Below are 21,728 nucleotides of genomic sequence, written 5' to 3'. Positions count from 1 at the left end.
CCGGTGGGTACCGTCGGAAGTCTTGCTGCCGCGGGCAACCAACGCTGGTTGCCGCCGTCGGCTGTGTCAGGCGTTCGGCGAGGTGAAGCCGCCGGTGGATCCGAATCCGCCGGCTCCCCGCACGGATTCGCTCAATTCGTTGACGGGGACAAACCGCGCATATTCCACCCGCTGGATCACCATCTGTGCAATTCTATCGCCGCGCCGCAGCTCGATGGCGTTCCTGGAATCGGTGTTGAGGAGGGTCACGGAAATTTCCCCGCGATAACCGGCATCCACAGTGCCGGGCGCATTGACGATGGTCAGCCCATGCTTCGTGGCCAGGCCGGAGCGAGGGTGGATCAGGGCGACAAACCCGTCCGGCAGCGCGATGGAAACACCGGTAGCCACCAGCTTCCGCTCCCCCGGTGCCAGGACCACATCTTCCCGGGTCCGCAGGTCAGCTCCCGCATCGCCGGGGTGGGCATAGGAAGGTGCCTCCAGCCCGGCGTCGAGCATTTTCAGCTGCACCTGCAGCGTCGGGGCCCCGTAGGCTGCCTCTGCATCCGGTGCAGAGACGGTCAGCTCATTGTCAGGAACGGTTTCAACAGTGGCAAGTTCGTCAGTCACAGTCACTCACTCTAACGCCCAGCCGCAGTTCCGTCCTAGATTCAACGGGACGCCGCAGGCCAAGACAGGATGAACCCAAGATGAAATAGCCAGCCAAAGGTGGAAAGCTGGTGGCATGCCCGAATCCAGCTCCACCGCGCCCGTCCCTGACGCCCCCTCTGCCGGCACCCCGGCAGTTTTCCGGGAGAGGCTGTGGCCGAACGTCTGGATCTGGATCATCGCGGCGGGGATCTCCGGTGCCGGGATCCTTGTTTTCGCCCCGATCAGCATGGTTGCGGGCTATACGGCGGCCGGCGTCCTGTTCACGATCATGGCTGTCCTGCTCGTGCTGTCCACTCCGACGATCCTGGTCACCAGTGACGCCTTAACGGTAGGACGCGCCACCATTGAGCGCCGCTTCATCGGCGACGCGGCAGCGTTCCACGGCAAGGACGCCACGGCCCAGCGCGGGACCCGGCTCAACGGCCTCGCCTACCTGTGCATCCGTGGCTGGATCGACCCGGTGGTGCGGATCGAAATCACGGACCCGTCTGACCGGACACCCTATTGGCTGACGTCGTCCAGGCGGCCCGAGGAACTCGCTGCCGCGCTTTCGCGGAAATAGGCACCCCGCATCAGCCCTCACACTCCTTGCAATAGAAATGGCCGTCCTTTTCCCGCGCAATCTGCGAACGGTGCCGGACCAGGAAGCACGAGGAACACGTAAACTCGTCCGCTTGTGGAGGCACCACCAGAACCAGCAGCTCCTCGCCGGACAGGTCCGCCCCGGGAAGCTCGTAGCCTGCGGCGAGGTCGCTTTCGTCCACATCAACCGCGGCCGTCGGGTTATCTGATCGCCGGGTTTTCAGATCCTCCAGCGAATCCTCGGTGAGGTCTTCTTCGGATTTTCGCGGCGCATCGTAGTCGGTGGCCATCGCGGCTTAACTCCATTCCTTTCCGGTCAGCGGGTGACACCCTTGATAACGCCGGACACCTCATGTTTGTGCCCGGCGTGGGCTCATCCTTCCGCATGCACGCGGCAAAATCCAGACTTCCGCGCCCGGTGCGGTCCGCTGGCACTGCGCAAACCCCCGCCGCTGACCGCACTGGTGTCCGAAAGTGCCGGAATATCGCGGCGCGCCCTTGCTCCTAACCCAAAAGGGTGCCGGTGAGTGGCAGAGTTTCGATTGATAGTAATGCCAGGGTGGAGGATTTGTATGCAGGATCTACGGCTTGTAGGCGTACACGACGACGGGGAGCATCTCCTGTTGAGCGGTGCCGGCGGCGAGATGTTCCAGCTGCCGATCGATGAAGCACTGCGGACGGCCAGCCGGTCTTCGGCGAAGACGGCTTCCGCGGCTGCGCCCATTGCCATGTCCCCGCGGGACATCCAGTCACGGATCCGCAGCGGTGCCACCGCAGCGGACGTGGCTGAGCTTTCCGGGCTTCCCCTCGCAAAAGTCGAGCGGTATGAGGGCCCTGTCCTTGCAGAGCGGGAGTATGTAGCGCAACAGGCACGGAAGGTGGAAGTGGCTTCGCCCTCCCCCGGCCATGACACCTACCGCTCCATTTTCGGCGACCACCCGGCTTCCCTCCACGACATGGTCAACCACCGGCTCTCAGCCCACGGGATTGAACCTTCCACCGTGGAGTGGGATTCGTGGCGGCGCCAGGACGGCAATTGGACCGTGGTGGCCCGTTTTGAAGCCAAAAAGGACGGCACCTCCGGCATCGGGGAAGAGCCGCCTGCGCAGTGGACGTTCAGCCCGGCCCGCAAGTCGCTGCAGAACGCCAACCGCTGGGCCCAGCAGCTCAGTGAGCTGGAACCGCTGGACGGTCCCGTTCCGGCCCGCCGTCTCACTGCCGTCTCGGACCGCCCGTTTGACTTTGAAACCGACGCGGAAGCAGCGGCCGCCCGAAATTCGACCGGCCCGCAGGCCGTCCCGCAGGCCAGGGAATCTGACGGTCTCCTGGATATGCTCCGTTCACGCCGCGGCCAGCGTCTGGGTGTCGACGAAGACGCGGACGACGCCCTGGCGCTGTTGCTGACCCACGGCGTGCCCGCTGCCCATCCACGTCCCTCTGAGGTGGTCCCTGAACCGGATTCCAGGGAACAGAAGTACCGGGAGCCCGAAACGCGCGAGGCAGCACCTGCCGAGTCCACCGCGCAGGATGACGCCGCGGCCGCCGATCCACTCACCCGCAAGCGTGATGCGCGGCCGTCAATGCTGTCCCGGCTGAGCCTCATCCCGCCGCACCGGGACTCCGAGGATGACGACGTCCTGAAACTGCACGACGGCGTCAGCACCGAAACGAGGGAAGTCACCATTGTGGCGTCCCCGCTTTGTCCCGCAGGGCAGGGTGCCCCCGGCGAGACAGCTCCGGGGCGTCCCGCGCCGAACGTGGGCCTGGACGAGCTGCTGGGCGGCGGCAGCCCGCGCCGGGCAGCCTACGCGGCCGGCACCGACGACGCAGGATCGGGCCAGCACCCCGACCATGATGCGGACCAGCCTGAACGGCAGCCCGCTAAACCGAAGCGGTCCACGGTTCCCAGCTGGGACGAGATCGTGTTCGGGACTAAGCGGGACTGACGCCTCAGCGTCGCCGTGGCTTGCCTTCGGCCTTAAAGCACAGCAGCGGTACTTCGCGTTCCGCTTTGGTCAGCGAGCCGTGCTGGCCCACCACCTCCATGGCGGCTGGGCGCCCGCGGCGGGTGTCGTAGAGGGCCAGCGCGTCCCGGGCCGCAATCATGATGTCGCCAATCCGGGGCCCGACGGCCGGGCGCAGTGTCCCGAACAGTCCGGCGGCGATGGCATCTTCCCGGGTAAAGGCCCAGATCCTGTCGCCGAAACGGGCACGCCACGCGCCCAGCAATCGCTCCCGGCCCGCGGCGTCTGCCGCATCCTCAAGGTAGAGATGGACCATCCGGGGCTCCCCCGCCGTATGCCGCACGCCGTCAACAAGCGACGCGTCCGCGGCGAAGTCGATCCGCTGCTGTTCCGGGACGTCGAGCATCCCGTGGTCCGCGGTGAGCAGGACGGTGGTCCCTGCCGGCAGCGACGCGTTGAGCCGTTTGACGGTTGCGTCAAGCTCTTCGAGCTGGTGCTCCCACTGTTCGGACTGGCAACCGTGCCGGTGGCCGGCCTTATCCAGTTCGTTGACGTAGAAGTACATCAGGGACTTGCCGGCTGTGTCCATGGCTTCGGCCGCGGCTTCTGTGCGCGCGTGGGCCGTCACGGCAGAAACGAAATTCCCGCCGCGGAGGGCCGCCTGCGTCATGGGCGAGTTGCCGAACTGCGGCAGGCTGACCGTGGTCACATTAACTGATTCGGCAGCCCGTTCGAGGACGGTAGGGAACGGCTGCCACTCAGCGGGGTCCACCTTGGCATCCCAGTTGCCGAGCATGTTGACGACTTTGTCCTGGTCCGGGTCCAGGACGTCATAGCCCACCATTCCGTGCTGGCCGGGCGGGAGTCCTGTGCCGAAGCTGGCCAGGGCAGCGGCCGTGGTTGAGGGGAACGTGGAGTCCAGCCAGACGGGAACTTCCCCCTGCCCGGACTGCATCACGGAGCGCAGGAAGGGTGTGTGGGCAGACTTCTGTTTGAGCAGGTTCCGGCCCAGGCCGTCGGCCAGGACCACGCAGACGCGCGACGCCGGCGGAAGGCCCAGGGAGTTCGTGAAACCTTCTACCCCGAGGCTGGCCGCCGCGCTGGTGAGGACATCCCCGATGGACCGCCGCCCAAAGGCAGGCGCGGGCGGCATGCTCAGCTGCGGGGAGGCCCCGTGGGAAACCGCTGCGGAAGAGGCTGGGGAGACTGTTGCTTTCCCTTGGTCCGGCATCTCAGCGCTGCTGGTGCCCGCGGCTGAGCCGGTTTCCGAACACACCCGTCCGGGGCCGGGGCTGGAGTGTCTGGCCGGCGTGCGGCACGGGAGCCGTGGAGCCGGTGTTCACGGCCCGCAGGGCGCGGGCAAAGAGTTTGGCGTCCTGGACGGCCTGCGGACCGTCGGCTTCGGCGCTGATCCGCAGGACGATGTCCTCCTGGGCAATGGTGCCGCTATAGCCGTGGTCTGCCTCGCATTGCGGGTCGCCGCAGCTGGCGGGGCCCATGTCCAGCCGCTGGCCGCCGGACCAGGCAATGGCGAGGGTGACTTCCCGGACCGGGTCCGAGGGCTTGTAGTCCTGCGGCTGGGAGTACATGTAGCTCAGGACCACGGAGCGGATCTGCGCGACGGGCACGGATTCGGTGGAAATCTGGGCCACGATCTGTTCGCCGGCCTCATCGAGCTGTTGGTCGTCCACGTGGGTGATCACCAGCATGTCTGAGGTCAGGACCAGCACGGTGATGTGGCGGCGGACTTCAGCCCGGTCAAAGTGGGTTTCCAGGTGCACCAGGTGGGCCACGCATTCGCGCCCGTCGAGGGCGTCGTCAACGACGTCGGCCACCAGGCGCGGGTAGAAACCAGCCTTCTGGAGCGCACCGTCCAGGCTCTGGCCCTGCGGCGTGTGGCTGTGTGAGCTGTGGGGGCGGGTTGCCTGGCTGTCACTGCCGGAGGTGGAAGGCGTCGACGGGGAAGGCTGTGAGCTCATCCCCCCATTTTCACAGATCGGCCGGGGACATGCTAACCGCGGTCAGCCCAGCATGGCCCGGCGGGCGCTGTCGGTACGCTGTGCTGCGTTGCCGATCCGGATATCTGCGGCCAGGATGTTCACGCCCCGGGTTCCGCAGAGGACCGGATTGAATTCCACCAAGGCTATTTCCGGATGGTTGTCCTTCATCCAGGCCAACCGCCCGGCGACTTCCTCCAGGGCGTCAATGTCCACGGCGGGAAGGCCCTGGTAGCCGAAGAGTTTGCGGGCGGCCCGGGGCCCACGGATGAAGTCTTTCACGTCGGCCGCGGACAGCGGAGGAACGCGGTGTGCCCAGTCATCCAGCAGGTTGACGGCGTCCCCGGCCAGCCCGAAGGAGACTACCGGTCCAAGCAGCGGATCCTCAATGGCCCGGAACGTGCACGCCTGCCCCACCGGGGCCATGGACTGCACCTCCAGGGCCGGCGAACCGTAGGGTGCCAGTGAGCGCCGCATCTGCACGATGTTGCGGCGGAGGGAATCCGGATCCTCGACGTCGAGGCGGACTCCGCCCAGGTCCAGGCGGTGGCGGAGCGCCGGGTCGGTCGTTTTCAGCGCGACCGGCCAGCCCAGCCTGCCGGCGGCAGCAACCGCCTCGTCCTCTGAGTCGAAACCGGCGGACGGGAGCACCGCAATGCCGTAGTGCGCCAGCAGCTCTGCCGCGGACGCCGGATCGAGGGTCTTAAGGTGCTCCCCGTGGACATCGCGCAGAAGCTGATCCAGCAGGATCCGTGCGCCTTCCGGATCGCAGCCGTCAGGTTGGACAAAGTGGCCGGGGTCCCGCGCCACCCATTCCGCGTAGCGCACGACGGCGGCGAGCGCCGCCACAGCCGCACCGGCGTTCGAGAAGCATGGCACTGTCCGGCCCTCACCTCCCACCATGCCCTCCACGTAGATGGAGGGATCAAGGATGCCGGTGAAGGCAGCGACTACCGGCTTTCCGGCGGCGGCCGAGCATTCGGCCAGGACCTCGGCGATATGGTCCACGGTCAGGCCACGCACCGGCAGCAGCGCGGCCACCACGGCGTGGACGGCGTCGGACGCGAGCGTGTCCTGGAGGCTGTGGCGGAGGGCCGGCAGCGCCAGGGACATGCCGGCGTCGAGATCCACGTCCGTGATGATGCCATCCACGGTCAGGCCGTGGGCCTCGGCGCTGTCCGCCACCACTTTGCCCAGCGCCAGGGAGTTGCTGAAGATGGCCAGTCCGGGCCCCGCCGGGAGCGGCTGGCTGGACACTATCTGGGTGATGTCCATCAGCTGTTCGATGGTCTCGACCCTGATGACGCCGGCCTGGCGCATCATGGCGTCCAGCGCACCGGCGGGCGCCTGGGTGGTCCGGACGGCGTGGCCGGGCGGCAGCCGCAAGCCCATGGTTTCCGACTTGGCCACTACCACGGGCTTGGTGCGGGCGAGCCGCCGGGCGATCCGGGAGAATTTGCGGGGGTTCCCGATCGACTCCAGGTAGAGGCCCACCGCGGCGGTGTCGGCGTCGTCCTCCCAGAACTGCATGATGTCGTTGCCGGAGACGTCCGCACGGTTGCCCGCCGACAGGAACGTGGACAGGCCCAGCCTGCGGCGGTGTGACGCCGCGTAGAGGGAAACACCGATCGCCGCCGACTGGCTGAACAGGCCCAGGCCCCCGCGCCGCGGCAGTGAGGGCGCCATGGAGGCGTTCAGTTTCACGTCGGGATGGGTGTTCACGATCCCCAGGGACGCGGGCCCGATCACCCTCATGCCGTTGGCCCGGGCCTTGCGGACCAGGTTGCGCTGGCGGGTGAGGCCGCGTTCGCCGTCGTCCGCGAAGCCCGCGGAGGCAATCACCAGCCCCTTGACCCCGGCCGCGGCGCACTGGTCAACCACGGTGGCCACTTCCTCGTAAGGGACGGCGATCACGGCCAGCCCCACCGGCTCCGGGATCTCGGAAATCCGGCCGAAGGACAGCATTCCGGCGAGCTCCAGTGCCTCCGGGTTGATGGCGTAGACCTGCCCGGAAAAACCGCCTTCAATGATGTGTTCCAGCAGCTGGTACCCCACGGTCCCCCACTTGCGGCTCGCGCCGATGACTGCAATGGACGACGGCGCCAGCAGGTCCCGGACGCTCCTCGCCTCGGCGCGGTGCTCGCGTGACTCCATCACCGCCCGGGACTTTTCGGTGGGGTCGATGTTGAACTCCAGGCTCACCACGCCGTCGTCGAAGTGGCGTTTGACGTCGTAGCCGGCGTCGGCGAACACCATCAGCATTTTGCGGTTTTCGGGCAGCACTTCGGCGCTGAAGCGGCGGATCCCGTTTTCGTGGGCGGCTGCGGCAAGGTGTTCGAGCAGGATTGAGCCGATGCCCCGGCCCTGGTGGGCGTCGGCGATGTTGAACGCAACTTCGGCCTCGAGGGGGTCATCCAGCCTGTCGTAGCGGCCGATCCCCAGGATTTCGCCGCCGATGGTGATCACCAGGGCAACCCGGTCCTTGTAGTCCACTTCGGTGAAGCGCTTGAGCTCCTTGCTGGACAGCCGGGCCTTGAATGCGAAGAAGCGCATGTAGATTGAGTTCTGCGATTGCCCGGTGTGGAAAGCCTGGACCGCGTCCGCATCGCTGGGGTGGATGGGCCTCAGATGGGCTGTGCCGCCGTCACGGAGCACGACATCGGCTTCCCAATGTTCCGGATATTCGCCGTCCCCGGGCTGATCCACCATAGGCTTAGCCTAACCACAAACTGACAGCGCAGGCCGTGTGCCCGGAGTTATCCTCCACACCTGCGCCCAGACCACAGCACCACCCGTAACCCAGAAGGATCCACCAGCCCTATGGCCCGCCGCCAAAGCCCAGCCCCTGCCGGGGACGCACCCCAGGATTTCGTCGAGAACATCGTGGACATCGATGTCACGTCCGAGATGGAAGGCTCCTTCCTGGAGTATGCGTATTCGGTGATCTACTCCAGGGCCCTGCCTGATGCCCGGGACGGGCTCAAGCCGGTCCAGCGCCGGATCCTGTACATGATGAGTGAGATGGGCCTGCGTCCGGACCGCGGCCACGTCAAGAGCGCCCGTGTGGTGGGCGAGGTCATGGGCAAGCTCCACCCCCACGGCGATACCGCCATCTATGACGCCATGGTGCGGATGGCCCAGGACTTCTCGCTGCGCCTGCCGCTGATTGACGGCCACGGCAACTTCGGCTCCCTCGACGACGGCCCGGCGGCCCCCCGGTACACGGAGGCGAGGCTCGCGGCAGCAGCCCTGACGCTGACCGACCACCTCGACGAAGACGTGGTGGACTTTGTCCCCAACTACGACAACCAGCTGACCCAGCCGGATGTCCTCCCGGCCGCGTTCCCCAACCTGCTGGTCAACGGCGCCACGGGTATCGCAGTCGGGATGGCCACCAACATGGCCCCGCATAACCTCGTGGAGGTCATCTCCGCCGCGCGGCACCTGATCGCCCACCCGGACGCGACCCTCGATGACCTCATGCGCTTTGTGCCGGGGCCGGACCTGCCAACAGGCGGCCGGATCGTGGGCCTGGACGGCATCCGGGACGCCTACGCCACCGGACGCGGTTCCTTCAAGACCCGGGCGAAGGTTGAGATCGAGCAGCTCTCGGCCCGGCGCACCGGCCTGGTGGTCACCGAGCTTCCCTACATGGTGGGCCCCGAAAAGGTGATCGAGAAGATCAAGGACGCCGTCAATGGCAAGAAACTGACCGGGATCAGTGACATCGTTGACCTGACGGACCGCCAGCATGGCCTGCGCCTGGTCATCGAGCTGAAAAACGGATTCAACCCGAACGCCGTGCTCCAGCAGCTCTACCGCTACTCGCCGATGGAGGATTCCTTCGGCATCAACAACGTGACGCTGGTGGACGGCCAGCCGCAGACCCTCGGCCTGGTAAAGCTGCTTTCCGTGTACGTGGAGCACCGGATCGATGTGGTGCGCCGGCGGACGTCGTTCCGGCTGGGTAAGAAGAAGGACCGCCTGCACCTGGTGGAGGGCCTCCTGATCGCAATCGTGGACATCGATGAGGTCATCCAGATCATCCGCTCCTCGGATGAGGTGGCGGCGGCCAGGGTCCGGCTGATGTCCATCTACGATCTTTCCGAGATCCAGGCCAACTACATCCTGGAACTGCGGCTGCGGCAGCTGACCAAGTACTCCCGGATCGAGCTTGAAAAGGAGCAGGAGGAGCTGCGCCGCGAGATCGCGGAACTGGAAGCCATCCTCGGCTCCGAGGAGCGGTTGCGCGGACTTGTGTCCTCCGAACTCGGCGAAATCGCCGAAAAATACGGCACGCCGCGACGGACGGTCCTGCTCGAATCCGAGGCCGTCTCCCCCACCGTGGCGGCAGCCCTGGCGGCCGCCCCCAACGGCAAAGGCCAGGCCGCGCCGCTCGCCCTGGAGATCTCGGACGATCCCTGCTGGGCCATCCTGACGGCGTCGGGCCAGATCGCGCGCACGTCCAACCAGGAGCCCCTCGCCGAGTCCGGGCCGCGGGCCAAGCACGACGTTTTCCGTTCAGTGGTCAAGACCTCGGCCCGCGGGGAAATAGCGGCGGTCACCTCACAGGGCCGGATGCTGCGGCTTCAGGTCATGGACATGCCGGTGCTGCCGCCGATGTCCGGCCTGCCCAACCTCGCCGGCGGTGTTCCGGCCAAGGACTTCATCACGCTCCTGAAGGGTGAAGCGCTGGTGGCGTTCGCCCCGCTGGATGAAGTCCTGGCCATCGGCACCGCCCAGGGTGTGGTCAAGCGGGTCCAGCCCGATTACCCCCTGAACCGCGAGGACTGGGAAGTCATTGCGCTCAAGGACAAGGACGAGGTGGTGGGTGTGGCGCCGGCCGGGTCTGAGGAGACTGATCTGGTGTTCCTGACCCGTGAGGCTCAATTGCTCCGTTTCGGCGCCGCCAACGTCCGGGCCCAGGGCAGGACGGCCGGCGGCATGGTGGGTATCAAGCTCGGCGCCGGGGACCAGGTGCTGTTCTTCGGGGCGGTCACCGCCGCCGACGACGACGCCGTGGTGGTCACCATTGCGGGCACGAACGGCGCCCTGCCGGGCACCGCTCCGGGTGCGGCGAAAGTGACGGCCTTCGCCGAATACCCTGCCAAGGGCCGTGCGACAGCCGGGGTTCGCGCCCACAGGTTCCTCAAGGGCGAAGACACGCTGCTGCTGGCGTGGGCCGGGCACGGACCCGCGAAGGCCTCATCGCTGGCCGGTATTGCCAGGTCGCTGCCGCAGGAACACGGCCGGCGGGACGGTTCGGGGATTCCGCTGTCCCAGGCAGTTGACGCGGTGGGTCCGGCCATGGCCTGGAGCGATCCGTCCTAGACTGCTGCCATGCCTATCATTCCTGATGAAAAGGACTGGACCTGGGTCCTCTCCCGGCCGTGCCCCGAGTGCTCCTTCGATGCTTCCACCGCCACACCGGCCACGGTGCCGGGCAGCGTGGAAAACATGCTCCCGCGCTGGCGGGCCGTCCTCCGCCGGCCTGACGTTGCAGAACGCCCGGATGACAGGACGTGGTCGGCGTTGGAATATGCCTGCCACGTCCGCGACGTCTTCACGCTGTTCGACCAGCGGCTGAACCTGATGCTCGACGCCGACGGCGCCCGGTTTGAGAACTGGGACCAGGACCAAACGGCAGTCGAAAAGGATTACGCCAATGCCGATCCCGCCGTGGTCAGCGCCGAACTGACGGCCGAGGGCAAGCAGATTGCCGAGTCCTTCGCCGGCGTCCGGGAGTCAGAGTGGGGACGGCGGGGCCTGCGCAGCAACGGTTCCGAATTCACGGTCCTGACGCTGGCCCAGTACTTCTTGCACGACGTGGTCCATCACCTCCACGATGTGGACGGCTGAGGGGACTCAACCCACCAGCGAAGCAGACGTGCCCGTCCGGGACACTGCCGAGAGCTCCAGCCGGGCGTCATCCGGCTGGATGTCGGCCGGATTGTGGGTGACCATAACCACTGTGCGGTCTTTCAGGCCGGCGCGGAGGTCTGCCAGCATTTCCCGTCCCGACTGTGCGTCCAGATGAGCCGTGGGCTCGTCGAGCAGGATAACCTCGGCCCCCGTCAGCAGGGTACGCGCCACCGCCAGCCGTTGCCGCTCGCCGCCGCTGAGGAAGGAACCACCCGGCCCGATCCGGGTGTCCAGCCCGGTGGGCAGCCGCGACACCAGGGCGCTGAGGCCGACGGCGGCCAGCGCCGCTTCCAGCTCTGCTTCACCGACGGCAGGCGCATCAGTGGCAGGCGGCGCCTGGATGCCCAGCATCAGGTTGCCCCGCAGCGTCGAATCGAAAAGGTGTGCCTCCTGCGGGCACCAGGCCGCCGTCCCGGTCACCGCGGCCCGGCCCGTGGCGGCCGGCAGGAAGCCCAGTAGGACGGCGAGCAGCGTGGATTTCCCCGCGCCGGACGGTCCGGTGACCGCCAGCCAGATGCCCGGTCCGGCCATTGCGGAGACTCCGGAGAACACAGGTTCCCCGCCGGGCCACGCCGCCCCGACGCTTTCCAGTTCAACACCCGCGGCGGCGCCGGAACGGGCGGGAACAGCATGCAGGCCGTCACCGGCCTCGGCGCCGGTGGCGCCGGTTTCGCCGGCGCCGGTTTCCGTGGCGCCGCCATCCAGCACCCCTGACTCACCGACCCGACCCATAACCCTGCGAAGCGCCGGGTACTGGCGCACCGCCGTCGTCATCGCCGCGTACGGTTCCACGAGTGCAAGCTGCAGCAGGACAACAACCGCGGCCGTGGCGGGCTCCATGGTTCCTGCCAGCACCTGGGGTGCGGTCAGCACGGCAGCAGCCAAGGCGGCGGTTCCGCAGGCGGCGACGGTGATGGCCTGGCCGAGGCCTTCGGCCCAGGCGGAACGCTGCGATGCCCGGGTGGCCAGGCGGTCCTCGGCGCGCAGCGCGTCCAGGATGGCTGCAGCGATGCCGTTCGCGTGCAGCTCGGGCCTGGCATCCAGCGCGGCGGACGTGCGCCGCAGGACGCCTGCCCGCAGGCTTTGTTCCGCTGTGGCCGAGCGGCGGTCCCCCCACAGGGCGGCGGCCGGCGCCACGAACAGGCCGACAGCTGCTGCGAAGGCAACGGCCGGCAACGCGGCAGGCGCCACGAGGGCGGTTGCCACCAGCGCTGAACCGGCCACGGCCAGCGCCGTTGCGGGCGGCAGCACAACCCGCGGCAGCAGGTCCCGGACGGTGTCGACGTCATCAATCACCGTACCCAGGACGTTGCCGCCCTGCAGGAGCCGCCGGAGTGAAAGGGCCTTGCGGCTCAGTGATTCCCAGAGCCGGCCGCGCAGGCGGGTGAGGGCGCCGAACACGGCATCGTGCAGCAGGAGCCGTTCCCAGTAGCGCAGGACGGCGCGCCCGATCCCAAAGAACCGCACCCCGACGATGGCAGTGAGCAGGTACAGGATGGGCGGCTGTTCGCTGGCCCTGATGATAAGCCAGCCGGAGAGGCCGGACAGGGCAACGGCGAAAAGGGCGGCAAAAGTGCCCACCACGGCGGCGCCGGTGAACCGGCCAGCCACCGGTGCCAGCAGGCCGGCCAGCAGGCGGGCGGTCCCGCCTGGCCGGGAATCCCCGGCCGCGGGCGTCTGCGTCCTCGCCGGATGACGCCCGGAAATTTCCGGTGCATGCTCTTGCTCCACGGTGGCCCCGGTTCCGTCGCACACGGTTCCGGAGGGCTCTGTTCCTGCTGACAGCCCAGCTCCGTCGGAGGGCGCCGTGATGCCGTGGGCGGAAACAGGCACCAGGTGGTCAGCCAGCTCGCGGGTCTGCTGGTCGTGGGCCACCAGGATGACGGTGACCTGGCCCCGGAGTGCACGGATCGATTCCTGCACCAGCGCCGCCGACACGCCGTCAAGGTGTGCGGTGGGCTCGTCGAGAAGCAGCAAGGTGGCACCGGACCTGATGCGGGCCAGGCCGCGCGCCAGCGCAACGCGCCGCAGCTCACCCGGGCTAAGTTCGGCCGGATGGTGGCCGGCGAGGTGCCCGGCAGCCGCAGCGGCCAGACAATCCGTGGCCGCCTCGGCTGCTGCCACAGTATCTGAGCCCCTTCCGCCACCGAGGTACAGCATGACCTCCTCGAGCACGGAGTCCGCCACCATCACCGGATGCTGCGGGACCCAGGCGATCGCGTCGCGTGCCAGGCCGGAGAGGCGGCCGGAAACTGTGGTTCCGCCGCCGTCCCCGATGGTCCCGGCCAGCACGCCAAGGACTGTGCTTTTACCGGCGCCGCTGGGACCGTCCAGGGCGGTGATCAGCCCGTGCGGGGCAGTGAACGTTAACGGCCCGACGGCGGGAGCGGACCGTCCGGAGTACGTGACACTGAGGTCGGTGACCGTCACTCCCGCGGACCCGGGCACGGAACCCGGGCTGCCGCCGTCGGACGCGGCAGCTTCGCGTCCCTGTGCGGGCAGCGGCTGCGGCTCGGGTGCTTCAGTGACCTTCCTGGTCTCGGCCAGGGCCGCCCGGCCGTCATCACTGGCGTGGTGGGCGGTGCCCAGCTCTCGCAGCGGCAGGTAGCAGTCCGGCGCAAGAATCAGCGCCAGGAGGCCGGCCTCAAGCGGCATTTCGCCGTGCACCAGGCGGACGCCGATGAATACGGCAACCACTGCTACGGAAATGGTTGCGATCAGTTCCAGCGCCAGTGCGGACAGGAACGCGGTGCGCAGCGTCCCCATGGTCCTGGCGCGGTATTCCTCGGAGATCTCCTCAAGGGCCTTGCGCTGCGCGGTGGCACGGCCCAGCCCCACCAGGACGGGCAGGCCCTTGGCCAGCTCCAGCATGTGGGCGGACAGCCGGGTCAGGGTTTCCTGGGCCTCGCGGACATGATCCTCGGTGTAGCGGCCGATCAGCACCATAAACAGCGGGACCAGCGGAACCGTCAGGACAATCACCACCGCGCTGACCCAGTCCGTGAACAGGATGCGCGCCCCGAGCAGCAACGGGATCGCGGAACAGTTCACCAGTGCGGGAAGAAACTGCGTGTAGTAGCTGTCCAGCGCGTCCAACCCGCGCGTAGCCAGCACGGCCAGTCCGCCGTCGGCCGGGCCGGTGCTGCGCGCACCGTTCCGCAGGGCCCGGGCCAGCAGCTCGGACCGGAGTTCCTCCTTGATGCCCAGCGCGGCGCGGCGCGCGGCGATGCCCTGGGCCCAGACTGTGGCGGACCTCAGGACAACGCCCGCCAGGCCCCAAGGCAACTGTTCGGCCCACGACCCGTTCCCGGTGGCCAGCCCGGCCAGCATGGCAGCCACGGCCTGCCCCATCAGGACCAGTGACAGCGCCTTCAGCGCCGCCAGCAGGCCAAGCCAGTAGATGGCGGAGCGTGTGGCCGGTCCGGCCGGAAAGTCCGGGCGCACAGCCGGTCAGCCCTTTGTCGTGAATGCCCGGACGGCAATGGCCGGCAGGAAGCTGTGCGCCGCGGGGATCTGGGACGCGCTGACACGGCGCCGGAACACCCAGTAGGTCCACGCCTGGTAGGTGATCACGAGGGGCAGGCCAACGGCTGCCACCACACTCATGAGCCCGAGCGTGTAATCGGACGACGACGCGTTGGCCACGGTGAGGTCAAACGCAGGGTCCAGAGTGGAGGGCAGCACCACCGGGAACACGGCGCCGAAAATGGACGCGCTGCCGAGGAGGAGGAAGGCCCCCATCGCCATAAACGCCCTGCGTTCGGATCCCCGCCGTGCCAGGAACCAAGCGGCTGCTGCGGCAATGACGGCCACGATCACGGCCGCCCAGGTCCACGGCTTGCCCTCCAGGAACTGGATGATGAGTGCCCAGCCTGCCAAAGGCAGCAGCAGGACCGGAAGCAGCCGGACGAACCAGCGGCGCGCGCGGTGGCGCACGTCGCCGTCGGTCTTCAATGCGAGGAACGCCAGCGCGTGCAGCAGGGAGAACCCCACCACGGCCAGCCCGCCCAGTACGGCGTAGCCGCTGAACCACGCAAACGCGCCGCCTTCGCGGTCACCGTTCGCGTTCAGCGGCAGGCCCGTGGTGGTCAAGGCCAGGGCAGCGCCGACGCCGAACGCGGCGAAGAAGGAGCCCAGGGCAATGGCCCAGTCCCAGCGCGACCGCCATTTGTCCGTGTCACCCTTGCCGCGGTATTCGAATGCCACGGCACGGAAGATAAGGGCAACCAGCACCACCAGCAGGGGGAGGTAGAGGGCGGAAAACAGCGAGGCGTACCAGAGCGGGAACGCCGCAAACGTTGCGGCTCCGGCCGTGATCAGCCAGACCTCGTTGCCGTCCCAGACTGGGCCGACGGTGTTCAGCAGCACCCGGCGCTCGGTGTTGTCCCGCGCGAAAAGCTTCATCAGCATTCCCACGCCGAGGTCAAAGCCTTCAAGAAAGAGGTAGCCGGTCCAAAGCACCGCGATGACGATGAACCAGATGGTGGGCAGCAGTTCCATGCTCGAGTATCCTCTGCTCTTTTTAGTAGGCGAATGCCAGGACGTCGTCGGCGGGCCTGCCAGTGCCGGGGCCCTTGTTGGCGTCCCCGTTTTCGTCGGCCGGGGTGTGGGCAAGTTCCGGCATCGCGGACACCACACCGCCCCGGATGAACTTGACCAGGAGCTTGACCTCAACCACCAGCAGCGCGGCGTAGACGGCGGTCAGGACGATCAATGACGTCAGCAGCTCACCGGCCGACACTCCTGGTGAGACTGCGGCCGCGGTGAACATAAACACCTGGTCGATGCCGTTCAGGTCCGGGTTGGGGGCCACCACAAACGGCTGCCGGCCCATCTCGGTGAAGATCCAGCCGGCCGCGTTGGCGCCGAAGGGGGCCAGGATGCCGAACACCGCCAGGCGCATCAGCCAGCGGGACGCGGGCACGGTGCCCTTCCGCGTCACCCACAGCGCGATGAGCGCCGCCAGTGCCGCAAGGCCGCCGAAGCCGATCATCATCCGGAAGCCCCAGTAGGTGACTTCCATAACCGGGACGTACTCGATCTCCTGGCCGGCCCGCTCGCCGTAGATCGGGTTGTCCGGCAGGTGGGTTCCGTAGTCGGCCTTGTACTGGTCCAGGAGTCCGTTGACGCCCTTGACTTCGGTAGTGAAATCGCCCTTGGCGAGGAAGGACAGGATGCCCGGAACCTCGATCAGGGCCACAATCTCGTCGCAGTTCTTGGAGCCAAGGTTCCCGACGCTGAGCACGGAGAAACCGGTGCCGTCGTGGCAGGCGCCCTCGGCCGCGGCCATCTTCATGGGTTGCTGCTCAAACATGAGTTTGCCCTGCAGGTCGCCGGTCAGGGCGGTGCCGGCGAACGAGATCATGGCGACGACGGCGCCGATCCGCAGGGAGCGGATCCAGACTTTGTGGTCGGTCAGGTCGCGGCCGGGGATGGCAGCCTCGCCGGGAACCACCTTCCCGTCGGCGCCGATGGTATCGATGCCGTCCGTGCGCCTGCGCCAGAGGTGGTACCAGGCGATGCCCAGGAGGAAACCGCCGGCAACGGCCAGCGCTCCCATCAGCGTGTGCGGAAAGGCCACCAGGGCGGTGTTGTTGGTGAACACGGCCCAGGCGTCGGTCATGACCGGCCGGCCGTCAATAATCTCCGCGCCCACCGGATGCTGCATCCAGCTGTTGGCCACGATGATGAAGTAGGCGGAGAACACCGATCCCACCACGGCCACCCAGAGGCAGGCCAGGTGGATGGCCGGCTTCAGCTGCTTCCAGCCGAAGATCCACAGGCCCAGGAATGTGGACTCAACGAAGAAGGCCAGCAGCGACTCCAGGGCCAGCGGCGCCCCGAACACGTCTCCAACGAAGCGGCTGTACTCGCTCCAGGCCATGCCGAACTGGAACTCCTGCACAATGCCGGTGGCCACGCCCATGATGAAGTTGATCAGGAAGAGCTTGCCCCAGAACTTGGTCATCCGGAGGTATTCCACCTTGCCGGTGCGGTGCCAGAGCGTCTGCATCACGGCCACCACCAGGCCCAGTCCGATGGTGAGCGGCACCATCATGAAGTGGTAGACGGTGGTGATGCCGAATTGCCAGCGTGCGATTTCCAGAGCTTCCACAGCAGTCCCTCGGGTTGGCGGAGCAATTTTTCTACGTGACGTAGAACTTTGACTTCTACAGAGTGTAGAACAATGCGGCGGGCACTGTAAACCAACAGTTCCATGTGTAAGTGGCGCCCACAAGGCCGCGGCGCGCCGAGTGTTCTACCGTACGTAGAAACTCAGACGAAAAACAGGTAAATTTGTTCTTGTATATGTAGCGCTAGTTCAGTCACCGCGGCCGTCAACGGCCCGGTGCGGGGAAATCGAAGGATGTATCGCAATGGCAAGTCTTGGCGAACTGGAACGGGCAGTGATGGATCTGCTCTGGGCGGGCCACGAAGCAGCCACCGCGAATACCCTGCGCGACAGACTGGCAACAACCACCGAGGCAAAGGGTGATGCTGCCGGGCATGAGGGCAAGGAGCTTGCCGTCACCACGGTCCTGACGGTCCTCTCACGGCTTGAGAAGAAGGGCCTGGTGGAGCGGGAACGCGGTATGCGGCCGCACCGCTACCAGGCCGTTTCCAGCAGGGAAGACCACACTGCGGAGCTGATGCATGAAGTGCTGGGCTCAGCGCCTGACCGTGAAGCCGTGCTGGCCCGGTTCATCGGCTCCGTGACGGACAGTGAAGCGGAAACGCTGCGCAAACTGCTTGGCCACATCTAGCGGACCATGTTCTGGACCTCGTACCTGCTGGCGGTCCTTGCGATAGTCCTGGCGTGGCCAGTGCCTATCCTGCTTTCCCGTGCCTCGTGGCCTGCCCGGTCACCGTTCACGGCAATGCTGCTGTGGCAGGCAATAGCACTTGCGGGCGGGCTGTCCATGATCGGCGCCATGCTGGTCTACGGGCTTGAACCGATCGGTGACAACCTCATCTCCGGGCTTCGCGGGCTGGCGGATATGGTCCTGTTCAACGCGCCCACCACGGCCTTGGGCTTCTGGCATCTGTTCGCCCTGTCCGCCGCGGCGCTGCTCACCGCCCACCTGGTCTTCACCCTGCTGCTGACCTACTACAAGATCGAACGGCAGCGGCGTAGGCACCGGGAACTCCTGGCCCTGTTGGCCGCCCCGTCCGTCGACGCGGCCCGCACGGTGGTCATCAGCCACGATTCACCCGTCGCCTATTGCCTGCCCGGCGGGGCCCGCTCCGTCACGGTACTCTCGGACGGCCTGATGGCCGCGCTGGAGCCGGCTGAGTTGCGGGCCGTCCTGAGCCACGAGAATGCCCACCTCAACCAGCGCCACCATCTCCTGCTCTGGGCGTTTGCCGCGTGGCGCCAGGCGCTCCCCTGGCTGCCCACCACCCGCCTCGCTCAGGAAGCGGTGAACTCGCTCATCGAAATGCTGGCGGACGACGTCGCGCTGAAGACGGAAAGCAAGGCCACGCTCATCAAGGCGATCGCCATTGTTGCCAGCGGCCCCACCGGAGGTATGGCCGGAGGTATGACGGCAGGGATGGGGGCGGGAAGCATGGCGGCTGCCGCCATGCCGTCCGCGCACCCCGGCCTTGCCCTGGACGGGCTTGAGGCGCCCACAGGCGCCGTCTCAGGTTCTGCCCGGACCACCATCTCCCGGGTCAGCCGGCTGCTGTCCCCTGAGCCGCAGTTGCCTGCCGCCGCCCGCGGGCTGGTGCTTGCCGGCTCCGCCCTGCTCCTGGCCGTGCCCACCGCCCTGCTGATCGTGCCGGGCCTGCTGGGCTGAACGGACGCCGCGGATGGAACCGCCGTCTGGACTGAACCCCGGCATGGGCTGTGCCGACGCCGGCCTAGCCGTCACCGGACATCAGGCGTCGATCCGCTCCCGGTCCAGGCTGGAGGCGCCGGCGATGATGAAGTCTTTGCGGGGGGCAACATCGGATCCCATCAGCAGGTCGAACGTGTCTTCGGCATGCTTGGCGTTCTCGATCCCCACCTTGCGCAGCGTCCGGTGCCGCGGGTCCATGGTGGTCTCGGCAAGCTGTCCGGCGTCCATCTCGCCCAGGCCCTTGTAGCGTTGGATCGGTTCCTTGTAGCGCTTGCCTTCCTTGGCCAGCCGGGCCAGGAGCACATGGAGTTCCGCCTCCGAGTAGGTGTAGATCATGTCGTTGGCTTTCTGCCCGGCGTTGATGACCTCCACCCGGTGCAGCGGCGGCACGGCAGCATAGACCCGTCCGGCGTCGATCATGGGGCGCATGTACCGGAAAAAGAGTGTCAGCAGGAGGGTCCGGATGTGGGCTCCGTCGACGTCGGCGTCGGTCATGAGAATGACCTTGCCGTACCGGGCCGCGTTGATGTCGAAGCTGCGTCCGGATCCCGCACCCACTACCTGGATCAGCGCAGCGCACTCCGTGTTGGACAGCATGTCCCCTACGGACGCCTTCTGCACGTTCAGGATCTTGCCGCGGATGGGCAGCAGCGCCTGGAAGTCCGAGGACCGCGCCAGCTTGGCGGTTCCCAGCGCGGAGTCGCCTTCCACAATGAACAGTTCGGAACGGTCGACGTCGTCCGTCCGGCAGTCGGCCAGCTTGGTGGGCATGGACGAGGTTTCCAGGGCATTCTTGCGCCGCTGGGTTTCCTTGTGCACCCGCGCGGAAATCCTGGACTTCATCTCGCTGACGATTTTTTCCAGGAGCAGCGCTGAGTGGGCCTTGTCGTTCCGGTTGGCCGAATTCAGCTTTGCGGTGATCTCCTGCTCCACCAGCTTCGAGACGATGGCGCGGACGGCGGAGGTGCCCAGGATTTCCTTCGTCTGGCCTTCGAACTGCGGTTCGGCCAGCCGGACCGTCAGGACAGCTGTCAGGCCGGCGAAGATGTCATCCTTCTCGATCTTGTCGTTGCCGGCCTTCAGCTTGCGGGCGTTGGCCTCCACTGCTTTCCGGAACGTCTTGACCAGCGCCTGCTCGAAGCCCGACTGGTGGGTTCCGCCTTTGGGCGTGGCGATGATGTTGACGAAACTGCGGACGGTGCTGTCATAGCCGATGCCCCACCGGAGAGCCACGTCCACTTCGCAGTCACGTTCAACCTCGGCGAGCTGGCTATGGCCCCGTTCGTCGAGTACCGGCACGGTTTCCTTGAATTTGCCTGAGCCGTGCAGCCGCCAGACGTCGGTCACGCCGGGATCGGCGGCGAGGAACTCGACGAACTCGGACAGGCCGCCGTCGTGGTGGAACACCTCTTCGTGGCCGGCTGCTTCACCGGGGGTACCGGGCAGCCTGCGCTCATCGCGGACGGTGAGCTTGAGTCCCGGTACCAGGAAGGAGGTCTGTCGTGCCCGTGCGGCCAGTTCGTCGTAGGAGAACTTGGCGTCCGGCGTGAAAATCTGGCGGTCCGCCCAATAGCGGATCCGGGTCCCGGTCACACCACGCTTCGCCTTGCCCACCACCTCGAGCACTGAGCCGTCCACAAACGGCGCGAACACCGCCGACGGGTCCAGCTTGGATCCCTGGTCCTTGAAGCGCCCGGGCTCGCCGCGCCGGAACGACATTTTGTAGGTCTTGCCGCCGCGGTCCACTTCTACGTCCAGGCGCGCAGACAGGGCGTTCACCACGGAGGCGCCCACGCCGTGCAGGCCGCCGGAGGCCGTGTAGGACCCGCCGCCGAACTTGCCGCCCGCATGGAGCTTGGTGAAGACCACCTCGACGCCGGTGAGCCCCGTCTTGGGTTCCATGTCCACGGGGATGCCTCGGCCGTCGTCGTGGATTTCCACCGAGTTGTCCGCGTGCAGGATGATCTTGATGTCGTGGCCAAATCCGGCAAGCGCTTCGTCCACCGAGTTGTCGATGATCTCCCACAAGCAGTGCATCAGCCCGCGCGAATCGGTGGAACCGATGTACATGCCGGGGCGCTTGCGGACGGCCTCGAGGCCCTCCAGGACAGAAAGGTGCCGGGCGGTGTAATCAGAACTTGGTGCCACGGGTTGTGAACTCCTTCAGTGACGGAACAGCTGGCGCTGCGGGCGCTCCATCAAGCCTAGTCGGCGCGGCAGGAGACAGAGGGCTGCCACACTTCCCACGGGCTGTGGGCAAGGCCACTCGTTATCTTTCCGTGACCGAAACCGGCGCCTTGATCCATTCTTGTGGCTACGCGGACAGCGAACTTGACCCGTCCTTGCGATGGGATTGGTACGAATACTGGTTATATAGACATACAGATCTACTAAGGAGGCCGACATGACAACAGCAGTGGCAGACCGCACACTCAACGCACTGGACCGGTGCGATCGTTGCGGGGCTCAGGCATATGTCCGCGTTGTTCTCGAGTCCTCCGGCGGTGAGCTGCTGTTCTGCGGCCACCATGCCCGTGCAATCGAGGCTACGCTGAGGCCGTTGAGCTCCGACTGGCACGACGAGACGGGCAGGCTTCACGAGAAGGCTCCCGTCTCCGTCGACTGACCAGGCGCACCACAACCTGATACACCTCGAAGAGGACCCCTCCAGCCGGAGGGGTCCTCTTTTGTCGTGAACTTGCCATGAAGCCGCAGACAGGAAAACGCGGGTCCCCTCCGGCCCATCCATCCGAAGATTCTGGGCCGAAGGG

The 21,728-nt window shown here is 66.8% G+C and carries 16 protein-coding genes; 7 read left to right on the top strand and 9 right to left on the bottom strand.

Annotation, left to right across the window (positions count from 1 at the left end):
* Positions 1-66: 66 nt before the first annotated feature.
* Positions 67-609 carry a dUTP diphosphatase gene (dut, locus tag ASG77_RS11215; protein WP_056345357.1) on the bottom strand — a complete coding sequence of 181 codons (543 nt, stop codon included), beginning with the start codon at positions 607-609 and terminating at the stop codon, positions 67-69.
* A gap of 115 nt (positions 610-724) precedes the next feature.
* On the opposite strand from dut, the gene ASG77_RS11210 reads away from it, so the two are divergent.
* Entirely contained in the window at positions 725-1,213 is a 489-nt protein-coding gene (locus ASG77_RS11210; protein WP_056345354.1) for a DUF3093 domain-containing protein, read from the top strand.
* Between the two features lie 10 nt (positions 1,214-1,223).
* Here the strand turns inward: ASG77_RS11210 and ASG77_RS11205 are convergent, their stop codons facing one another.
* Positions 1,224-1,523: a DUF4193 domain-containing protein gene (locus tag ASG77_RS11205; RefSeq protein ID WP_056345352.1), complete on the bottom strand. Its 300-nt coding sequence runs from the start codon at positions 1,521-1,523 to the stop codon at positions 1,224-1,226.
* A gap of 282 nt (positions 1,524-1,805) precedes the next feature.
* On the opposite strand from ASG77_RS11205, the gene sepH reads away from it, so the two are divergent.
* Complete coding sequence (gene sepH, locus ASG77_RS11200) at positions 1,806-3,179, top strand: septation protein SepH (protein WP_056345350.1); 1,374 nt, start codon at positions 1,806-1,808, stop codon at positions 3,177-3,179.
* A 4-nt stretch (positions 3,180-3,183) separates the two neighbouring features.
* On the opposite strand, the gene ASG77_RS11195 is transcribed toward sepH, so the two are convergent.
* From ASG77_RS11195 to ASG77_RS11185, 3 genes are all read right to left on the bottom strand, one after another.
* Positions 3,184-4,350: an alkaline phosphatase family protein gene (locus ASG77_RS11195; RefSeq protein ID WP_442854241.1), complete on the bottom strand. Its 1,167-nt coding sequence runs from the start codon at positions 4,348-4,350 to the stop codon at positions 3,184-3,186.
* 79 nt (positions 4,351-4,429) lie between these two features.
* Complete coding sequence (locus tag ASG77_RS11190; RefSeq protein WP_056345345.1) at positions 4,430-5,176, bottom strand: DUF5998 family protein; 747 nt, start codon at positions 5,174-5,176, stop codon at positions 4,430-4,432.
* A gap of 42 nt (positions 5,177-5,218) precedes the next feature.
* On the bottom strand, positions 5,219-7,903 hold the full coding sequence (locus ASG77_RS11185) for a bifunctional acetate--CoA ligase family protein/GNAT family N-acetyltransferase (protein ID WP_056345342.1): 2,685 nt from the start codon (positions 7,901-7,903) through the stop codon (positions 5,219-5,221).
* 111 nt (positions 7,904-8,014) lie between these two features.
* Between ASG77_RS11185 and ASG77_RS11180 the strand changes: the two genes are divergently transcribed.
* Positions 8,015-10,525: a DNA gyrase/topoisomerase IV subunit A gene (locus ASG77_RS11180; protein ID WP_056345339.1), complete on the top strand. Its 2,511-nt coding sequence runs from the start codon at positions 8,015-8,017 to the stop codon at positions 10,523-10,525.
* Between the two features lie 9 nt (positions 10,526-10,534).
* Positions 10,535-11,053: a DinB family protein gene (locus tag ASG77_RS11175; RefSeq protein ID WP_056345336.1), complete on the top strand. Its 519-nt coding sequence runs from the start codon at positions 10,535-10,537 to the stop codon at positions 11,051-11,053.
* A 6-nt stretch (positions 11,054-11,059) separates the two neighbouring features.
* Here ASG77_RS11175 and cydD read toward each other — a convergent pair whose 3' ends face one another.
* From cydD to ASG77_RS11160, 3 genes are read right to left on the bottom strand one after another with little or no spacing between them, the layout of a single operon-like run.
* Positions 11,060-14,560 (bottom strand): thiol reductant ABC exporter subunit CydD, encoded by a 3,501-nt coding sequence (cydD, locus tag ASG77_RS11170; RefSeq protein ID WP_056345334.1) that lies wholly within the window; start codon positions 14,558-14,560, stop codon positions 11,060-11,062.
* Between the two features lie 6 nt (positions 14,561-14,566).
* Positions 14,567-15,616 carry a cytochrome d ubiquinol oxidase subunit II gene (gene cydB, locus ASG77_RS11165; RefSeq protein ID WP_056345332.1) on the bottom strand — a complete coding sequence of 350 codons (1,050 nt, stop codon included), beginning with the start codon at positions 15,614-15,616 and terminating at the stop codon, positions 14,567-14,569.
* Positions 15,617-15,638: 22 nt separating this feature from the next.
* Positions 15,639-17,231: a cytochrome ubiquinol oxidase subunit I gene (locus ASG77_RS11160; RefSeq protein ID WP_056345329.1), complete on the bottom strand. Its 1,593-nt coding sequence runs from the start codon at positions 17,229-17,231 to the stop codon at positions 15,639-15,641.
* A 262-nt stretch (positions 17,232-17,493) separates the two neighbouring features.
* Between ASG77_RS11160 and ASG77_RS11155 the strand changes: the two genes are divergently transcribed.
* Positions 17,494-17,880, top strand: coding sequence for a BlaI/MecI/CopY family transcriptional regulator (locus tag ASG77_RS11155; RefSeq protein WP_056345326.1), 387 nt, complete (start codon positions 17,494-17,496; stop codon positions 17,878-17,880).
* 6 nt (positions 17,881-17,886) lie between these two features.
* A complete protein-coding gene (locus ASG77_RS11150) occupies positions 17,887-18,915 on the top strand; it encodes a M56 family metallopeptidase (protein ID WP_056345323.1) in 1,029 nt (342 codons plus the stop codon).
* 81 nt (positions 18,916-18,996) lie between these two features.
* Here the strand turns inward: ASG77_RS11150 and ASG77_RS11145 are convergent, their stop codons facing one another.
* Complete coding sequence (locus ASG77_RS11145) at positions 18,997-21,105, bottom strand: DNA gyrase/topoisomerase IV subunit B (RefSeq protein WP_056345320.1); 2,109 nt, start codon at positions 21,103-21,105, stop codon at positions 18,997-18,999.
* 256 nt (positions 21,106-21,361) lie between these two features.
* Between ASG77_RS11145 and ASG77_RS11140 the strand changes: the two genes are divergently transcribed.
* Positions 21,362-21,583 (top strand): DUF7455 domain-containing protein, encoded by a 222-nt coding sequence (locus tag ASG77_RS11140; RefSeq protein ID WP_056345317.1) that lies wholly within the window; start codon positions 21,362-21,364, stop codon positions 21,581-21,583.
* The last annotated feature ends 145 nt before the right edge of the window (positions 21,584-21,728 follow it).

The organism is Arthrobacter sp. Soil762, assembly GCF_001428335.1.
In the GTDB taxonomy this organism is placed as follows: domain Bacteria; phylum Actinomycetota; class Actinomycetes; order Actinomycetales; family Micrococcaceae; genus Arthrobacter.
The sequence above is the reverse complement of the archived record's forward strand: the minus strand, read 5'-3'. Positions and strand labels throughout refer to the sequence as shown.

What these genes read in the sequence shown, in the direction of transcription:
- ASG77_RS11210 (WP_056345354.1), top strand. Translation starts at nt 725, where the DNA reads ATGCCCGAATCCAGCTCCACCGCGCCCGTCCCTGACGCCCCCTCTGCC.
- ASG77_RS11205 (WP_056345352.1), bottom strand. Translation starts at nt 1,523, where the DNA reads ATGGCCACCGACTACGATGCGCCGCGAAAATCCGAAGAAGACCTCACC.
- sepH (WP_056345350.1), top strand. Translation starts at nt 1,806, where the DNA reads ATGCAGGATCTACGGCTTGTAGGCGTACACGACGACGGGGAGCATCTC.
- ASG77_RS11195 (WP_442854241.1), bottom strand. Translation starts at nt 4,350, where the DNA reads ATGCCGCCCGCGCCTGCCTTTGGGCGGCGGTCCATCGGGGATGTCCTC.
- ASG77_RS11190 (WP_056345345.1), bottom strand. Translation starts at nt 5,176, where the DNA reads ATGAGCTCACAGCCTTCCCCGTCGACGCCTTCCACCTCCGGCAGTGAC.
- ASG77_RS11185 (WP_056345342.1), bottom strand. Translation starts at nt 7,903, where the DNA reads ATGGTGGATCAGCCCGGGGACGGCGAATATCCGGAACATTGGGAAGCC.
- ASG77_RS11180 (WP_056345339.1), top strand. Translation starts at nt 8,015, where the DNA reads ATGGCCCGCCGCCAAAGCCCAGCCCCTGCCGGGGACGCACCCCAGGAT.
- ASG77_RS11175 (WP_056345336.1), top strand. Translation starts at nt 10,535, where the DNA reads ATGCCTATCATTCCTGATGAAAAGGACTGGACCTGGGTCCTCTCCCGG.
- cydB (WP_056345332.1), bottom strand. Translation starts at nt 15,616, where the DNA reads ATGGAACTGCTGCCCACCATCTGGTTCATCGTCATCGCGGTGCTTTGG.
- ASG77_RS11155 (WP_056345326.1), top strand. Translation starts at nt 17,494, where the DNA reads ATGGCAAGTCTTGGCGAACTGGAACGGGCAGTGATGGATCTGCTCTGG.
- ASG77_RS11150 (WP_056345323.1), top strand. Translation starts at nt 17,887, where the DNA reads ATGTTCTGGACCTCGTACCTGCTGGCGGTCCTTGCGATAGTCCTGGCG.
- ASG77_RS11140 (WP_056345317.1), top strand. Translation starts at nt 21,362, where the DNA reads ATGACAACAGCAGTGGCAGACCGCACACTCAACGCACTGGACCGGTGC.